This is a genomic window from Stenotrophomonas sp., from assembly GCF_032099025.1.
GTDB lineage: Bacteria > Pseudomonadota > Gammaproteobacteria > Xanthomonadales > Xanthomonadaceae > Stenotrophomonas.
Window position 1 is genome coordinate 1 of record NZ_DAMCID010000046.1, and the last position, 16,855, is coordinate 16,855.

The following is a 16,855-nucleotide window of genomic DNA, read 5'->3' on the forward strand; positions in this document are numbered from 1 at the left end:
AGCCGCCAGCGGCTGGGCCGGACCGCGGAGCGGGATTCACGGCGTGTCCCGCAAACCCGCACCCGCCGGCCCAAGCCAGCGACGTTCGCAGACCGAGGGCTTTTGAGTCGCGCACCGACAAACGGTCGGTACCTGACGTGGGCGTGGCGGCTCAGTACCGGTAGTTCACCTTCATCCAGACAGTGCGACCGGGCTCGTTGATGCGGACGGGGTCGGCCGGGAAGCCGAAATCGGCGCTGCCGGCCAGGTTGAGGTGTTCGCTGTAAGCGCGGTCGAACAGGTTGTCGATGCCGGCGCTGAGCTGCAGCGCATCGCGGATGCGGTAGCCCGCGTTGAGCGCCAGCGTGGCGAAACCGGCGCTGGGGCCCAGGTCGCGGGCGACTACATTGCCCTGCCCGGTGGCCACCCGGTGCTGGCGCGACACCGCCCGGGCCAGTGCACCGACGCTCCAGCGCGCGCCTTCCCAGCCGGTACTCAGGCGCGCTTCCAGTGGCGGCATCTGCGGCAGCGGACCGCCATCCGTGCGGTTCTCGCCCCATGCGTAGGCCAGCGTGCCGCCCAGCTTCCAGCCCTGCCCGAACGCGAACTCCGCGCCGGCCTCGGCGCCGGCGATGCGTGCATCGATATTGCTGGCCTGCGTCGTGCTGCCCATCATGCCGCCGTCGCGGTAGGTGAACAGGATGTAGTCCTGGAGGCGCCCGGCATAGGCCGACACCCACGCGTTCATGCCCTCGTCGCGGTACTGCAGGCCCACATCGAGCTGGGTGGTCTTCTCCGGCTGCACCGCGCTGAACGCGTTGAGACTGCCCGCCGGGCCCATCGTGGGCGAGAACAGCTCCCAGTAATCGGGCATGCGTTCGCTATGGCCTACGCCGGCATAGGCGGTCAGCGCGCTGCTGGCGTCGTGTTCGTAGCGCAGGAAGCCGCTGCCCAGATCCTCACGCCTGCGCTGGCCTGCCGTCGGGTTCGGCATCGCCATCATGCCGCGGGTCGCCCGTTCGTCGGTCACCTCGGCGCGGTCGATGCGCAGCCCGCCGACCCAGCGCTGCGGCGTGCCCTCGCCGAGCGTGATCTCGGTGAACGCGCCGCGGTTCTGCTGGCGCGCATCGGTGCTCCACGGCGTCTGCCGGTAGGTAGTGCGGCCCATCCCGTTGCGGCTGCGGTGACGGCTGTCCAGCACATCGACACCGGCGACGATGGCGATGTCCTGCCAGCGCCACTCGGACGCGATGCGGCCGCCCGTCGTGCGCCGGTCCACGTTCGAGGCCATCGGCATGGGCATGCTGCTGGCGGGGTTGGGGTCGCGCAGCGTGTAGTTGTCCATCACGTGGTCGGCGTCGTTGTAGTAGACGTTGGCCTCGATCGTGTCCCATGCACCGGGCAGGTTGTCGCGCTCGAAACGCGCGGCGTAACTGGTGCGCCTGAACGCTGCACCGTCCATGCCGCGCCCGGCGTAGCGCGCGATGGCATCGCCGGTGCCGGCCGACAGTTCCAGCACCGTATCGGCATCGGGCGTCCAACCGACGGCGACATCGCTGTTCCACTTGCGCCACTTCGACGGCACCACGTCGCCATTGCCGTCCTTGTAGTCGTCGGCTTCGGAGCGGTTGCCGTTGACCCGCACGTAGACCTGCGACGCGCCGGCGGTGAGGTCCAGCACCTGGTCGTTGCGGTCGCGCGAGCCGACCAGCGCACTGGCGTTCAGGTCGATGCCGGGCGCATCGAAGCGCGGCGTATCGCGTTCGAAGCGGATCGTGCCGGCCGATGCGCCGGCGCCCCAGCGCACGCTCTGCGGGCCTTTGATGATGGTCAGGCGGTCGAAGGTTTCCGGCGCGATGTAGGACAGCGGGTTGTCCATCCGCGAGGGGCACGCACCGATCAGGTTGCCCTCATTGCTGACGATGTTCAGGCGCGAACCAAACATGCCGCGCAACACCGGGTCGCCATTGGTGCCGCCGTTGCGAATGGCAGTGAAGCCGGGCACGGTCTTGAGGTAATCGGCGCCGTCGCTGGCCGGCACCGGCTGGCGCGGCAGGCGTGGGTCGGTGACCCAGTGCAGCGGTGACGACGGCGCACTGGCGGTGACCACCAGGGTGTCGAGGGTGCGCGCATCGTCGCGTTCAGCGGCCTGCAGCGGAAGGGCGGCCAGCGCAAGCGACAGGGAAACAGCCAGGCGCGTCGATGCGCCCGCACTGCGGGAAGACATGGTCATGGTGGAACTCCGGAAAACGCACAGGCGCGCGGCGCCATGACGGCGTCGCGCGGCAGGAAAATGAAACGGGGCGGTTTTCAGGCGTGAAGCGGTGGGCCACGCGCGCCGTGTGCGGGCCAGCGCAGGCTGCGCGGCGTGGCGACGGCGCGCAGCACCGCAGGGGCGATCACCGGCAGGGCCGGCACCAACAGGATCAGTACCGCCAGCCACGGCATCAGCCGCGAGGCCATCATGCAGTATTCGCACGCCTCGCCATGCCCGGCATGCGGGTCGACCGGTGCGGCGGGCGCAGTGTCGGCCGCTGCAGCGGAATGCGCTGACCCGGCGTGCAGGGACATGTCGTGCGTCGACATCGCCTGCGGGGTCATGTCGTGATGGGCCATCCCGTGGTGAGACATGCCCGGCTGGGGAGCATTGTGGTGCGTGGCAGCGTGCGGTGGCGGGCTGCCGGCACCGTCAGCGCCGGGCATCACATGGGCCATGCCACCGGGCATCAGCATGATTGAAGGGCCCTGCGCCTGCTGCCAGCGGCTGACCAACGGCGCCAACGCCATCAGCAGCGTCGCCACGAAGGCGAGCTGGAGCAGGACGGCATACGGGGCACGGCAGCGGTTCACGGTGCGATTGTAGCGGCCGACCTTCGCGGCAATGACGCTGAACGGGGGACTGCGACGAACCGTCGCACGTGCAGGCGTGCCGACCCACGGTTGGCACCTACCTTCGCTGATTGCGGTGGTCGGCTCTGCGGCATCTTGAGGAGCCGGCCAGCGGCCGGCGGGTGGTCGGCTCCGGGGCATCGTGAGGAGCCGGCCAGCGGCCGGCGGGTGCTTGACTCCGGGGCATCTTGAGGAGCCGGCCAGCGGCCGGCGGGTGGTCGGCTCCGGGGCATCTTGAGGAGCCGGCCAGCGGCCGGCACTACGGAATCCGGCTGCGTGCCGACGGGGCGGGGTGGAGGTGGAATGCGCGGACCATCACCGTTTTCAAACGGTGATGGTCTGCGTCAACGACTCCCACGTCGGCGGCACCGGCCAGTTGGCTTCCTGGTTGCCGTCGATCACCCGGCGCAGGTCGCGCGTGTCGATCTGCGGCGCCAGCACGTGCACCAGCTCCAGCGCGTAGTCGCGCAGCACCCGGTCGCGCGGCAGCACCGCCCAGGCGATGCACTCGTCGATCGGCGCCGGTGCCGGCCAGGAACGCAGGTCCTCGTCGCTGGCGTTGACCGCCATTTCCGCCAGCAGCCCCACGCCCAGGCCGGTGCGCACGTAGGTCTTGATCAGGTCCGCGTCGAGTGCGGTCAGCGCGATGTCCGGGGTCAGTCCCGATGCCGCAAAGGCGCGCTGCAGCGAGGAACTGCCGCGCGTGGAGGATTCGTAGCTGATCAGCGGCTGGGTCGACAGCGCCTGCAGGTCCGGCGCGGCACCGGGGCGGTCCAGCGCGTGCCCACGCGGTACCAGCACCAGCCGGCGCCACCGGTACAGCGGGATGGCGATGCCCGCCGTGGGCTCGGCACCGGCGGTGCTGATGATGGCGATGTCCGCGTCGCCCTGGCTGAGCAGGTCCAGCGCGTCGCTTTCTGCCGCCTGCTGCAGGTGCACGCTGACCTGCGGGTAGGCCTGCTTGATGCGCGCCACCGCCGGCGGCAGCACGAAGCGCGCCTGGGTGTGGGTGGTGGTCAGGATCAGCTGGCCCTGGCTCTCGCGGCGCTGGTTGGCAGCGTAGGTACGGATGTTGTTGGCTTCGGACAGCACCGCGCGGGCGCGGCCGATCACCTCCACGCCGGCCGGCGTGACGGCCTCCAGGCTCCGGCCTTTGCGGACGAACAGGAGGAAGCCCAGTTCATCTTCCAGCTGCTTGAGCTGCTTGGACAGGCCGGGCTGGGTGGCGTGCACGCGCGAGGCCGCCAGCGTGATGTTGAGCTCGGCGTCGGCGATGGCGACCAGGTAACGGAGTTGGGTCAGCGTCATGGGCGTGCGCACAGGCGAAGGGAGGGGCCACTGGACTGTAAGGCAGTTGCCGTCACCAGCTTATAACCAAATGTTGTTTATGAAGGTAATCAGGTCATTTCGCGCGGTCATATGCCGGCGCTACGGTCTGCCGGAACCCGGTCGCGCCCGGCACGCGCCAACAGCGGCTGCCTTACCCCTCCCCCGCCCCGGCGCGTCCGCGGCGTACCCTCGACTCTCCGTGGAGCATTCCCATGGCCTTGTACAACTCGATCCTGGACACCATCGGCAATACCCCCGTGGTGCGCCTCCACCGCCTCGCCCCCGAGCACGTGACCCTGTACGCCAAGGTGGAGTCGTTCAACCCCGGCGGCTCGGTCAAGGACCGCCTGGCGCTGGCGATCATCCTCGACGCCGAAGCCCGGGGCCTGCTCAAGCCCGGCGACACCATCGTGGAGGCGACCTCCGGCAACACCGGCGTGGCGCTGGCCATGGTGGCCGCCGCGCGCGGCTATCACTTCGTGGCCACCATGGTGGAGACCTTCTCCATCGAGCGGCGCAAGCTGATGCGCGCCTACGGCGCCAAGGTGATCCTGACCCCCGCCGCCGAACGCGGCTCGGGCATGGTCCGCCGCGCCCGCGAGCTGGCCGAGGAACATGGCTGGTTCCTCGCCAGCCAGTTCACCAACCCCGCCAACCCGGCCTACCACCGCAATACGACGGCCGCCGAGATCCTGCGCGACTTCGCCGGCAAGCGCCTGGACTACTTCGTCACCGGCTGGGGCACCGGCGGCACCCTGACCGGCGTGGGGGAAGTGCTGAAGGTGGCCCGCCCCGAAACCAGGATCGTCGCCACCGAACCGGAAGGTGCGGCGCTGCTGGGCGGCGCCGAGTGGAAGCCGCACAAGATCCAGGGCTGGACCCCGGACTTCGTGCCGGAGGTGCTCAACCGCGGGATCTTCGACGAGCTGCTGACCATCGACGATGCCCGCGCGATCGAGACCTCGCGCCGGCTGGCCGCCGAGGAAGGCATCTTCGTGGGCATCTCGGCCGGCGCCACCGTCGCCAGTGCGCTGGACGTAGCGGCCCGGGCCGCGCCGGGCAGCGTGCTGTTGGCGATGCTGCCCGATACCGGCGAGCGCTACTTCTCCACCCCGCTGTTTGCCGACATCAACGAAGGCTCGGACGACGACTGGCTGGCCGGCCTGCCCTGACCCCTGCGTTGTTGAAGATGAACGCGACGCCCACCCTTGCGGTGGGCGTCTGCGTTTGAAGCGCTGCCTTCATGGGCCGTGAAGCCGGCGCGCCGCAAGGTAGGGCCATCGGTCGGTACCTGCCGGGTCGCACCGCCTGAGACGACGATGACGCAGCCTAGACTCCCTGCCGGGTACGGTGCAGGCAGGTTGGCGACATTCCGTTGCATGGACCCGGTATCAAGAAGGAGCGGTACGCATGAAGATCGAAGTGTGGCAGGGCGACATCACGACCCTGGCGGTGGATGCGATCGTCAATGCGGCCAACGAGTCCCTGCTTGGCGGCGGGGGTGTGGACGGGGCGATCCATCGCGCCGCAGGCCCCCAGTTGCTGGCCGAATGCGAGGCGTTGCCGCAGGTGCGTGCCGGCGTGCGTTGCCCCACCGGCGAGGTGCGCGCCACCGGCGCCTACAACCTGCCCGCCCGCCACGTGTTCCATACGGTCGGCCCGGTCTGGCAGGACGGCCAGCGTGACGAACCGGCGCTGCTGGCCAACTGCTACTGGAAGTCGCTGCAGCTGGCGGAAAAGCTGGACCTGCAGTCGATCGCCTTCCCGGCCATCAGCTGCGGCGTGTTCGGCTACCCGCTGCACCAGGCGGCACAGATTGCGGCGACGGAAACCGTCGCCTGGCAGCGTTCGCACCGCGAACCGCGGCGGATCATCCTGGTGGCCTACAACTCGGCCACGTTCAAGGCCTACCAATCCGCATTGGCCGCGCAGGGGCAGCCGTTTGAAGCAACGCCCACGGCCTTCCTGCCAACGCTGGAAATGTCGCTGCCTCCGGCCGCGCTGGGATAACCCGGCGCGGTATTACGGGGGGGCGCTGTACACCCATTGCGCGAAGAACGGCTGCAATGAACGGCCCGCGCTTCTTTCCATGGCGCGCTGGAAATCGGCGGTCACCACACTCTGCCCGTCATGGTGGCGCGTGTAGTCGCGGACACCCCGCCAGAAGACCTCCTCTCCCAGCTCGGCTCGCAGCAGGTGCAGAACATACGCGCCCTTCTGGTAGACCACCGCACGGTCGTCCGCTGTAGGCGCGTTCCAGCTGTCGTACACCAGCGCATGATCGGCCCCCTTGGCACGCAGCGCCTCCAACCGGCTGCGCCAACGCTGCACCTGCGCCTGGTACGCGGCCTCGCCCTGTGACTGCTGCAGGTACGCGGCGGTCATGAAGTTGGCGAACCCCTCGTTGAGCCAGAAGTGCTCCCAGCTTGCGCAGGTCACGCGGTTGCCCCACCACTGGTGTGCCGCCTCATGCGCGATCAGTGCGACATGGTCGGGGTCGTCCAGCACCTCCTGCCCATACGCTTCTGACATCAGCGACACCCCGGCCATTTCCTGCCCGATGGTGTCGGCCACCAGCGCCTGCTGGTAATCGCCCCGATACGGCAGGCCGGCCCGTGCGGCGAAGAAGTCCAGCATGCCGCCGGTGCGCGCGAAGATCGCCTGCAGTTGTTCCGGCGAGCGCTCGGCGGACAGGAAGCGCAGCGCAATGCCCGCTTGTTTGGCCTGCGCCTGCTGGTAGCGCCCTGCAGCAAAGCCGTACACGTAGCCGGGCATCGGCGTATCCAGCCGCCAGCGGTGTTCCACGCGGCCATCAGCCAAGGTGCGCGCTGGCAGCGCGCGCCCGGTACCGGTGGCGAGCAGGCCCGCCGGCAGTGTCACCGACAGGCGCAGGGTTGCGCGCTCGTCCGGTGCGTCCACCGACGGCATCCACTGGCGTGTGGAGAAGATCGTGTAGACCTCGTCGCGCTCGGGGGCGAATTCGAGGCCGTACGGCGGGCTGCCGGTATAGGTGAGCTGTAGCGTTGCGACCGCATCGCGCTTGAGGGCGCGGTCGAGGGTGATCTGCAGCTTTCCCTCGCGTTGCTCAAAGCGTTGCGGGCGGCGCTGGACGCTGATCGCACTGACCTTGAGCTCGCCGCTGTCGAGCACGACCTGGGTCAACCCTGGGCTTTCAGAGCGCAACTGTATCGCCTGTGTGCCGGCCACCTGCTTGCCTGCGATGTCAGGCACGAGCGCGACGTCGTAATGCAGCACGTCGAAGCCGCGCGCGGCGGAGGCATGGGCCGCGCCTGAGGTGGACAACAAGAGCAGCACCATCCATTCCGCACGCATCAATACACCCTCCCTGTAGAGCCACGCCCTGCGTGGCTGCACATGGTGCCAGAGCGCAAGCAAAGCAGCCACGCAGGGCGTGGCTCTGAGAGCGAAAGGCGGAAGAAAAAACGCCGGCACTGGGCCGGCGTTTTTTCATTGCATGCGAGCGGCGTGGATCAGCCGTTCCACTTGCCCTGCGCGGCCTGGCCGTTTTCCTTGGCGCGGTCGTAGACCGTCTGCTGCGCCTTGGTGACGTTGGCCTTGGTGTCCTTGGCCCACAGCTTCAGCGCGGCCTGCTGCATGGCGCGGCCGTAGGAGAAGCTCAGCGGCCACGGCAGGTTGCCCATCTGGTTCATCGCGTTGAGGTGCGCGGTGGACTGCTCGTCACCCTGGCCGCCGGACAGGAACACCACGCCCGGCAGGATCGCCGGCACGGTGCTCTTGAGGCACATCACGGTGGATTCGGCCACTTCCTCGACGTCGGCCTGCTCGTCGCAGCCCTTGCCCGAGATGACCATCGAGGCCTTCAGGATGGTGCCTTCCAGCAGCACGTTCTGCTGGTACAGCGCGTCGAACAGCGAACGCAGCGTGGCTTCGGTCACTTCGTAGCAGGTCTCGATGTCATGGTCGCCGTCCATGATCACTTCCGGCTCCACCATCGGCACCAGGCCACATTCCTGGCACAGGGCCGCATAACGGGCCAGCGCGTGCGCGTTGGACTCGATGCAGGTACCCGACGGAATGCTTTCACCGATGTTGATGACCGCACGCCACTTGGCGAAACGCGCACCCAGCTTGTAGTACTCCTGCAGGCGCTCACGCAGGCCATCGAGGCCTTCGGTGACCAGCTCGCCCGGGCAGCCGGCCAGCGCATGGGCGCCCTTGTCGACCTTGATGCCCGGAATGATGCCGTTATCGGCCATGTACTTGGCGAACGGCACGCCGTCCTTGGTGGACTGGCGAATGGTTTCGTCATACAGGATCGCGCCGGAGACATGCTCGTTCAGCTTCGGCGTGGTCAGCAGCATTTCGCGGTAGGCGCGACGGTTCTCCTCGGTGTTCTCCAGGCCAACGCTGGCGAAGCGCTTGCCGATGGTGCCGGTGGATTCGTCGATGGCGATGATGCCCTTGCCCGGGGCGACCATGGCCTGGGCGGTTTCGGCCAGCTGTTCGATGCTCATGTATTTCCTGTGGCGGGTGCGGGAAAACGCCGATTATAGCGGGCCGCAGTGTCACGGACGCGCCAAACCGGTGAACGCGTCCCCACGCGCCCATCCGCAACCGCACACGCGGTGAAACCGCTTCACAGAACCAATTGATTCTGCTGGAATTTAGAATCCGGGAACGGTTTCAGCCGTCCCCTGACGCATACGTAACGCCGGGCGGCGCCCGGCGTTACCCGCCCCCGTATTACAGGTCGCCCAGCCCGCTGGCGCGGCCGTCTTCACCCACTTCCAGCAGGCGCAGGGTGTTGGTGGCGCCATGGGTTTCCATGTGCTCACCGCTGGTGAACACCACGCGGTCACCGGCCTGCAGCTGGTTGGCTTCCACCAGCAGGCGGATGCTGCCGCGAGCGGCTTCGCGCGGGGTGAAGCCGCGGCTGTCGAAGTTGATCGGGAACACATCGCGCATCAGCGCCATCTGGCGGCGTGCGCCGTCATGACGGGTCACCGCGAACACCGGCGCCGAGGCACGGAAGCGCGACAGATAGCGCGCGGTGCCACCGGATTCGGTCATGGCCACGATCGCGCGCACGCCCACGTGCTGGGACAGGAACATGGTGGCCATGGCGATAGCCTGGTCGGCACGTTCCAGGTTGCGCGGCGAAGCGCCGAAGTCGGTTTCGGTCTGGAACTGGCGTTCGGCACCCAGGCAGATGCGGGCCATGGCTTCCACGGCCTTGACCGGGTAGGCGCCGGCAGCGGTTTCGGCCGAGAGCATCACCGCATCGGTACCGTCGATGACCGAGTTGGCCACGTCCAGCACTTCGGCGCGGGTCGGGATCGGGCTTTCGACCATGGACTGCAGCATCTGGGTGGCGGTGATCACCACCTTGTTCTGCGCCAGCGAGGCCTTGATGATCTTCTTCTGCAGGCCCGGCAGCTCGGCGTCGCCGATTTCCACGCCCAGGTCGCCACGCGCCACCATCACCACGTCGCTGGCGTCGACGATCTCTTCCAGGTTCTCGATCGCCTCGGTGCGCTCGATCTTCGAGACCAGCGCGGCATAGCAGCCGTGCGATTCGGCGATCGCGCGGGCGTCGTTCATGTCCTGCGCGTTGCGGCAGAACGAGACGGCGATGAAATCGACGCCGATCTTGGCCACGATGCCGATCAGTTCCTTGTCGCGCTCGGTCAGCGCGCCGAGCGACAGGCCACCGCCCTGCTTGTTCAGGCCCTTTCGATCGGACAGCACGCCGTCGTTGAGCACGGTGTTGATGATGCGCTCACCCTGCACTTCGATGACCTGCAGCTGCATCAGGCCGTCGTCGAGCAGCAGCACGTCACCGGCCACCACGTCCTGCGGCAGGCCCAGGTAGCTGACGCCCACCTGGGTGGTGTCACCCGGCGGCGGGTTGGCCGAGGCCACCAGGTCGAAGCGGTCGCCCGCCTTGAGCTTGATCTTGCCTTCGGCGAAACGCTCGATGCGGATCTTCGGGCCCGGCAGATCGGCCAGGATGCCCACTTCCACGCCCACGCGCTGCGCGGCGGCGCGGACGTCGGCGGCACGCTTGGCCTGGCCGGACGGATCGCCGTGGCTGAAGTTGAGGCGGACCACGTTCACGCCGGCGCGGAACAGATCCTCCAGCACGCCCGGCGGGTCGGTTGCCGGTCCGAGGGTGGCAAGGATCTTGGTACGGCGCTGACGCTCAATCATGGTAAATGGGCTCCCGGTAAAGGAGGGAAATTAGCACACCCTTCACGTCCCATGAATACGTTTACAGCATTGTCGCGTCTGGGTTTCGCCGATGTCCTGCAGACAGCGATGGACGCGCATGCGACATGCGGCGGCGTACGGAACGCCGCCGCGCCGTTCAGTCGAGCAGCGAGAGCAGTGCATCCGGGGTGGCGGCCAGGTGCTGGGCGCCAGCAGCCTGCAGCTCTTCGGCACCGCCAAAGCCCCACAGCACGCCGACGTTGCGCATCTGGTGGTGGCGCGCGCCCTCGATGTCCATGCGCCGGTCACCGATCATCCAGCACTGTTGTGGCGGCAGCGAGAGCCGGCCCAGCGCCTCGGCCACCAGCTGCGGCTTCTCGCTGCGGCTGCCGTCCGGGGTCGCGCCGATCACATCCTCGAAGCACCCGCCAAACGGCAGGTGCTCGACGATACGCCGCGCATGTGGCTCGTTCTTGGCGGTGACAATCGCCAGCCGGTGGCCACGTGCGTGCAGGTCCTGCACCACCTGGCCGATGCGCGGGTAGACCTCATGCTCGCGCCAGCCGACCACGTCGAAGCGCTCGCGGTAGTACGTCACCGCCTGCTCGACCTGGGCCGGATCCTCGAACAGCGGCGCGAAGCTGGTGCGCAGCGAGGGCCCGATCCAGCGCCGCAGCTCTTCCTGCGGCGGGACCGGGCGCCCCATCTGCGTAAGCGCGTGCGCCACGCATTGGGTGATGCCGACCGCCGAATCGATGAGGGTGCCGTCGAGGTCGAAGAAGAGCGTTGTTCGCTCTTCTTTGGTTTCAGGACCTGGAGCTTGACGACTAACAGTCGTTACTGCTTGACGACTAACAGTCGTTACTGCTTGACGACTAACAGTCGTCACTACTCCGAGGGTCATGCGCCGCGGGCCTCGAGGGCCGCTACGGCCGGCAGGGTCTTGCCTTCCAGGAATTCGAGGAACGCGCCGCCGCCGGTGGAGATGTAGCTGACCTGGTCGGCGATGTCGTACTTGTCGACCGCGGCCAGGGTGTCGCCGCCGCCGGCGATGGAGAAGGCCGGCGAGGTCGCGATGGCCTGTGCCAGCGCCTGGGTGCCGTTGCTGAAGGCCTCGAACTCGAACACGCCGACCGGACCGTTCCACACCACGGTGCCGGCCTTGGCGATCAGCCCGGCATAGTGCTGCGCGGTCTGCGGGCCGATATCCAGGATCAGGTCGTCCTCGGCCACCGCGTCGACCGCCTTGACGGTGGCTTCGGCGTCCGGATGGAACTGCTTGGCGACCACCACGTCGGTCGGCAGCGGAATCTCCGCGCCACGGGCCTTGGCATCGGCCACGATCTTCGTCGCGGTCTCCAGCAGGTCCGGTTCGTACAGCGACTTGCCCACCGGATGACCGGCAGCGGCGATGAAGGTGTTGGCGATGCCACCACCGACGATCAGCTGGTCGACCTTGCCGACCAGGTTGGCCAGCAGTTCCAGCTTGGTGCTGACCTTGCTGCCGGCCACGATGGCCAGCAGCGGCTGTGCCGGCGCGTGCAGCGCCTTGGCCAGGGCGTCCAGCTCCCCCATCAGCAACGGACCGCCGGCGGCGACCGGGGCGAAACGGATCACGCCGTGGGTGGACGCCTGGGCGCGGTGCGCGGTGCCAAAGGCATCCATCACGAACACATCGCAGAGCGCGGCGTACTTGCGCGCCAGCGTCTCGTCATCCTTGCCCTCGCCCACGTTCATGCGGCAGTTTTCCAGCAGCACGATCGAGCCGGGGGCAACGTCGACACCGTCGACCCAGTCGCGCACCAGCGGCACGTCAACACCCAGCAGCGCGGACAGACGCAGCGCCACCGGCGCCAGCGACTCGGCTTCGCTCCAGACGCCTTCTTTGGGCCGTCCCAGGTGCGAGGTCACCATCACCGCCGCGCCTTTGTCCAGGGCCAGCTTCAACGTCGGCAGCGAGGCGGTGATGCGCTGTTCGGACGTGATGCGGCCATCTTCGATCGGCACGTTCAGGTCCTGGCGGATCAGCACACGCTTGCCGGAGAGGTCGAGGTCGGTCATGCGAACGATGGACATGGGGCAGCAACTCTTTGGCGGAAAAGGAAAGGGCGCCGCGCACGGCGCAGACGCCCATTGTAACGATCCCCCGCCGCGTAACGACCAACGGTCGTTACCTACCGCGGAAACCGACCGGTATGGAAACCGACCGGCAGGTGATCACCGTGGGTGATCACCCGCTCTGTTGCGGCTTCTGCCGCAACAGGCTCATGGCGAACCCGCCTACGATGAGCACCCCCAGCAGCAGCAGGCCCCACAGCAGCCAGCGCTTCCAGTCGCGCGCGGCCTGCACTGCGGCGTCGCCGCCCAGCGGCTGCGCTGGCCCCTGCACCGTGGCCAGCGCGGGCTGCCACTGCGCGCCCTGCTGCTCGCGCAGTTGCGCGATCACCGTGCCCACCGGTGCGTCGATGCGGGCGGCACGCACGCTGCCAGCCGCCACGCTGAACGGTGCCTCGCCCTGGCTCAGGAACACCAGTGCCTCGGGCTGATAGCCCAGCTTGAGGGTCGGTGCGGCCGCGACCTGCGCCTGCGACGCCGTGAGCTTCCAGTAACGGTCGCGCGTGGGCACCGCCAGCGACTGTGCCTGCGACTGCCGACGCTGCGCAGTGTCCTGCAGCTGGTAGGCCACCCACGGCCCGGCGCGCACCTGCCAGGGCTGGTTGGGATCATCGCGGCTGAGCAGCGTCCATTGCACGACGCTGTTGTCGGCGGTGGTGATATCCGCCTGGGCAATCGGGAAGCGGCCGTCCAGCGTGTACTCGAACTCGCCCGGCTTGCCGGCGCTGCCGGCCAGGGCGCGCCACTGCCAGTCGATTGCCTGCGCCACCGGCACCCGTTCGGCCTGCACCGACGACAAGGCGGGCAGCGCATCGCCGCTCACCGGCACGATGCGGAAATACTTCGCCTGGCGACCGATCTCGATGCGCCGCTGCTGCAGGCGGCGCCCCTCGTGCTGCAGGTCCACCAGCGCCACGTCATCGGCCACGCGCTGCCAGTCGCGCAGGTCGTCGCTGGCCTCCACGCGCACACGCACCTGCAGTGCCTGCGAGGCCTGCCAGTCCAGGCGCAGCGCCTGCACCCCGGTGCGCAGCGCACTGGCGTCCACCAGCCAGCCGCCCGGCCCGGCGCCGCCGACGCTGCGGCCAAGCCGTGCCTCGACCCGGCGCACGCTGCCATCGGTATTGCGTTCGGTCAGCAGCTGCAGGTCGTCGCCGGCCCCACCGCCCTGGGCTGGCAGCGGGAACCACGCCAGCGTCTGCCACTGCGCCGCCTGGGCCAGCGGCTGGTCCGCCGAGAACACCGCCGCAGGCAACGCCTGCCCCTGTGCGTTGAAGACCTGTACATCGGCCAGTTCGGGCGACACCGCACTGCGGTACTGCGCCTCGCCCAGCATCAGCCGGTAGGCGCCGGCCTGCGGCGCGGACAACTGCAGGGGCCACTGCTCGCGGTAGTCCTGGCGGGCGTCGGCCGCCCACAGCGCCGGGGCGGCCAGCGCGAGCGAAAGGCCTGCGATGAGGCGAGGAAGACTGTTCACGGCGGCGACTCCACGGCAATGTCCGGTGCACGCGGCGGCGCCGGTGCCAGGTAACCCACGACCGTGCACAGCAGGCCATAGGCGATGAAGGAAGAAATACCCAGCAGGTTGCCCAGATGCTGGCGGTCGATCAGCACCAGCTTGGCCAGCACGACGCCCATCAGCACCGCACCCACCAGCCACAGCGCGCGTTGCCCGCGACGCGAGCCCCACACCCAGCTGATCACCCCAAGCACGCTCCAGACCACGGTCAGGCTGGTCTGGGCCAGCGTGGACGACCACAGGCGGTCGTTCCACGGCACCCCACCCCAATGGTGCACGGCGTGCAGGGTGATGCTGGTGAGGGCGACGAAGCCGGCCACGGCCAGCAGCGGAATGCGCCGGGCCTGCAGCGACGCCGGCGCCTGGCCGGTCCACAGCCAGCGTGCGAGCAGCGCCAGCACGGCCAGCTGCGCCAGCTCCAGCGGATTCACCAGCGGCACCCACGGCAGCGGCGAGGCCGCACCGGGCGCGAACAGGAAGCCCAACCACGCCACCCCGAGTATCGCGAACAACGTGCCCTGCAACGCGTGCCGCGCGGCGTCGAAGCGCTCGCCGAGCGGGACCGCCAGCCAGCGCCAGCGCTGCAGTGACACGGCGACAACGGCCAGCCACGGCAGCAGCGCGGCGGCCAGCGCCCAGCCCTGTGCCAATGCGAAACGGTCGGCCAGCCACGACGCGGCCAGCGACAGCACCGTGGGCCACAGCAGCCACCAGATGAACTGTGCCGCGATCGCCGCGCGGTCCTGCCCGCCGCGCAGGCACCACAGGCTGCGCACGCCGAGTACCGCGAACGCCACCCACGCCAGCACGCCCCAGCCGGCGAACGGCTGCCCATGCGCATCCACCTGCCACAGCGCCAGCGGGAACGCCGCCAGCAGCATGCCCAGCGTGGTGAACACCAGCGCACGCGCCGGCATGCGCCGGTGCACTTCGGCCGCGAGCCACGCCGTGACCGCCACCACGCCCAGCAGCGCGTCGGGACGGCTGTCGGCCGCCACGAAGCGGCTGATCTCGTGACTCGCCACACCCAGCCACCACAGCAGGCCCCACCCGTAATAGACAACCGCCGGCTCGGTGCGGCCGGCACGCCGGTAGCTGAAGGCCGAGGCGAAGCCGGCCAGGGCCAGCAGCAGCCCACTCATGAAGGTGGGGTTGGCGATGGCGGTGGCATCGTGCAGCCAGTAGTCCGCGCCCACCACGAACCCGAAGGCCGCCCCCAGCTGCAGCAACGCCCCGGCGATCTGCGGCAGCAGCCGCTGCTGGCGCAGGCCCAGCCAGACCAGCGCCGCACCTTCCAGCGCAAACACGCTGGCGGTGGCACGCGCGGACAATGCCAGCGGCACGGCGAGCGTGGCAAAGCCCACCGCCAGCACCGCATGCGACTGCCCCAACGCCGCATAGCGCTCACGTCGGATCAGCGCCCACCCCAGCCCGGCATACAACGCCGCCAGTCCCAACGCGCACAGCGCCAACACCAGGCGATCGTCATGCAGCATGCCCGCCTGCAGCGAGAACGCGATCAGCGGCGTGCCGAACACCAGGCTTCCATCGACCAGATCGCGCTTCTCCGCCGGCTGGCGGCGCGCGTAGAGGATCGGGATCAGCAGATAGAACCCGAAGAACAGCAGCAGGAACGGCTCCGTGCTGGCGAACTTGTCGGCGTTGTACTGCAGCACGCCCCACGTGGTCCCGATACCGAAGGTGAAGGCGAAGCCCAGCAGATTGAGCACGCGCCACGGCCGCCACCAGGCAATGGCCAGGATGGCCGCGTTGAGCACGGCGTAGTAGGTGAACAGCGCCACGTGATTGCCACTGCCGGTAGACAGCCAGATCGGCGCCATGAAGCCGGCCAGAATGCCCAGCACCGCCAGCGTGCGCGAGTTCTGCACCACCGCCAGCACACCCATCCCGGCGATCAGCAGGATGCTCATCGCGAACGCAATGCCGGGGTCGATCAGATCGTAGCGTTTGAACGCGGCAAAGATGGTCAGCAACAGGATACCGATCGTGCCGCCCTGCAGCGCCAGCGCGAACAGACGCCGGCGTTCGCGCTGCATCCAGCCGAACACCAGCCCGCCCAGCGCACCCGCCGCAATGGCAGCCAGCCGCAGCTCGATCGGCGCGTTGAGCCAGCCCTGGTCACTGGCGTACTTGAGCAGCGCCGCCACACCCGCCAGCAGCACCAGCATGCCGATCTTGACCGGCACGTTGCCTTCGGTGAACCAGCGTTTGATGGTGCCGACGATGCGCTCGCCCAGGTCCGGCCCGCGCGGCGGCGGCGGAATGAACGGCTGCGCGTCGGGCGTTGGCGTGGGGGGCAGCGGTGGCGGCGCGGCGGCCGCGGCGCGCGCGGCAACCACCGGTTCTGCGATGGAGGGCAGCTCGGTGGCCAATGGCGTCGCCACCGGCGCGGGCGCGTAAGGGCGCTCCACCCACGGCACCGCAGCGTCGGCAACGGGTTCCGGCCTTGGCACCGCAGCGTCGAAGCGCGCCTGTTCCAGCGCCGCCACCCGCCGACGCAGGCCGGCAATCATCACCAATCCCACCACCAGCAACACCGGTACGGCCAACAGCAGCAGTACCGCCAGGACAATCAAAGCTTCCATTCCGCGTCATCCTCAAGGGAACGCCACGGTCCACCTGGACAAGCGTGGCGCCAGCGGCACGCCGACATGCTAACTGAATCGGGGGCGGGCGCTTAACCAGACGCGGCCGCCGGTGGATCGAGCGCGGGGCCGCCACGCCCTTGCCGGCGAAGGTTCATCAACAGCGGCTGCCGGTGGGGCGAGCGCGGGGCCGCCACGCCCTTGCCGGCGAAGGTTCATCAACAGC

Annotated in this window: 11 protein-coding genes and 1 pseudogene; 2 read left to right on the plus strand and 10 right to left on the minus strand. The window is 68.8% G+C overall.

The window, feature by feature from the left end; translation table 11 throughout:
• Positions 1–151: 151 nt before the first annotated feature.
• The 3 genes from RT456_RS18850 to RT456_RS18860 form a co-directional block, all read right to left on the minus strand.
• A complete protein-coding gene (locus RT456_RS18850; RefSeq protein ID WP_313348914.1) occupies positions 152–2,212 on the minus strand; it encodes a TonB-dependent copper receptor in 2,061 nt (686 codons plus the stop codon).
• A 77-nt stretch (positions 2,213–2,289) separates the two neighbouring features.
• Positions 2,290–2,829 carry a hypothetical protein gene (locus RT456_RS18855; protein WP_313348917.1) on the minus strand — a complete coding sequence of 180 codons (540 nt, stop codon included), beginning with the start codon at positions 2,827–2,829 and terminating at the stop codon, positions 2,290–2,292.
• A gap of 363 nt (positions 2,830–3,192) precedes the next feature.
• Complete coding sequence (locus RT456_RS18860) at positions 3,193–4,176, minus strand: LysR family transcriptional regulator (protein ID WP_313348920.1); 984 nt, start codon at positions 4,174–4,176, stop codon at positions 3,193–3,195.
• Positions 4,177–4,409: 233 nt separating this feature from the next.
• On the opposite strand from RT456_RS18860, the gene cysK reads away from it, so the two are divergent.
• Both cysK and RT456_RS18870 read left to right on the plus strand, forming a co-directional pair.
• On the plus strand, positions 4,410–5,369 hold the full coding sequence (cysK, locus tag RT456_RS18865; RefSeq protein WP_313348922.1) for a cysteine synthase A: 960 nt from the start codon (positions 4,410–4,412) through the stop codon (positions 5,367–5,369).
• 238 nt (positions 5,370–5,607) lie between these two features.
• Complete coding sequence (locus RT456_RS18870; RefSeq protein WP_313348924.1) at positions 5,608–6,207, plus strand: O-acetyl-ADP-ribose deacetylase; 600 nt, start codon at positions 5,608–5,610, stop codon at positions 6,205–6,207.
• Between the two features lie 12 nt (positions 6,208–6,219).
• On the opposite strand, the gene RT456_RS18875 is transcribed toward RT456_RS18870, so the two are convergent.
• The 7 genes and pseudogenes from RT456_RS18875 to RT456_RS18905 form a co-directional block, all read right to left on the minus strand.
• The gene (locus RT456_RS18875; RefSeq protein ID WP_313348927.1) at positions 6,220–7,530 is read right to left on the minus strand and encodes a M1 family metallopeptidase; all 1,311 of its coding nucleotides are present in this window, start codon (positions 7,528–7,530) and stop codon (positions 6,220–6,222) included.
• A gap of 158 nt (positions 7,531–7,688) precedes the next feature.
• Positions 7,689–8,693 (minus strand): class I fructose-bisphosphate aldolase, encoded by a 1,005-nt coding sequence (locus RT456_RS18880; protein ID WP_313348929.1) that lies wholly within the window; start codon positions 8,691–8,693, stop codon positions 7,689–7,691.
• A 229-nt stretch (positions 8,694–8,922) separates the two neighbouring features.
• Positions 8,923–10,389 carry a pyruvate kinase gene (gene pyk, locus RT456_RS18885; RefSeq protein ID WP_313348931.1) on the minus strand — a complete coding sequence of 489 codons (1,467 nt, stop codon included), beginning with the start codon at positions 10,387–10,389 and terminating at the stop codon, positions 8,923–8,925.
• Between the two features lie 157 nt (positions 10,390–10,546).
• Positions 10,547–11,173, minus strand: a pseudogene (locus tag RT456_RS18890) (HAD hydrolase-like protein); the annotation flags it as partial.
• A gap of 116 nt (positions 11,174–11,289) precedes the next feature.
• Complete coding sequence (locus RT456_RS18895) at positions 11,290–12,465, minus strand: phosphoglycerate kinase (protein ID WP_313348933.1); 1,176 nt, start codon at positions 12,463–12,465, stop codon at positions 11,290–11,292.
• A 154-nt stretch (positions 12,466–12,619) separates the two neighbouring features.
• Positions 12,620–13,981 carry a DUF3999 domain-containing protein gene (locus RT456_RS18900; RefSeq protein ID WP_313348934.1) on the minus strand — a complete coding sequence of 454 codons (1,362 nt, stop codon included), beginning with the start codon at positions 13,979–13,981 and terminating at the stop codon, positions 12,620–12,622.
• The gene (locus RT456_RS18905; protein WP_313348936.1) at positions 13,978–16,629 is read right to left on the minus strand and encodes a DUF2339 domain-containing protein; all 2,652 of its coding nucleotides are present in this window, start codon (positions 16,627–16,629) and stop codon (positions 13,978–13,980) included. The genes RT456_RS18900 and RT456_RS18905 overlap by 4 nt, the downstream gene beginning before the upstream one ends.
• Positions 16,630–16,855 lie beyond the last annotated feature (226 nt).

Excerpts from the sequence above, each read along its gene's own strand:
- RT456_RS18850 (WP_313348914.1), bottom strand. The coding sequence starts at position 2,212 with ATGACCATGTCTTCCCGCAGTGCGGGCGCATCGACGCGCCTGGCTGTT.
- RT456_RS18860 (WP_313348920.1), bottom strand. The coding sequence starts at position 4,176 with ATGACGCTGACCCAACTCCGTTACCTGGTCGCCATCGCCGACGCCGAG.
- cysK (WP_313348922.1), top strand. The coding sequence starts at position 4,410 with ATGGCCTTGTACAACTCGATCCTGGACACCATCGGCAATACCCCCGTG.
- RT456_RS18870 (WP_313348924.1), top strand. The coding sequence starts at position 5,608 with ATGAAGATCGAAGTGTGGCAGGGCGACATCACGACCCTGGCGGTGGAT.
- RT456_RS18875 (WP_313348927.1), bottom strand. The coding sequence starts at position 7,530 with ATGCGTGCGGAATGGATGGTGCTGCTCTTGTTGTCCACCTCAGGCGCG.
- RT456_RS18880 (WP_313348929.1), bottom strand. The coding sequence starts at position 8,693 with ATGAGCATCGAACAGCTGGCCGAAACCGCCCAGGCCATGGTCGCCCCG.
- pyk (WP_313348931.1), bottom strand. The coding sequence starts at position 10,389 with ATGATTGAGCGTCAGCGCCGTACCAAGATCCTTGCCACCCTCGGACCG.
- RT456_RS18895 (WP_313348933.1), bottom strand. The coding sequence starts at position 12,465 with ATGTCCATCGTTCGCATGACCGACCTCGACCTCTCCGGCAAGCGTGTG.
- RT456_RS18905 (WP_313348936.1), bottom strand. The coding sequence starts at position 16,629 with ATGGAAGCTTTGATTGTCCTGGCGGTACTGCTGCTGTTGGCCGTACCG.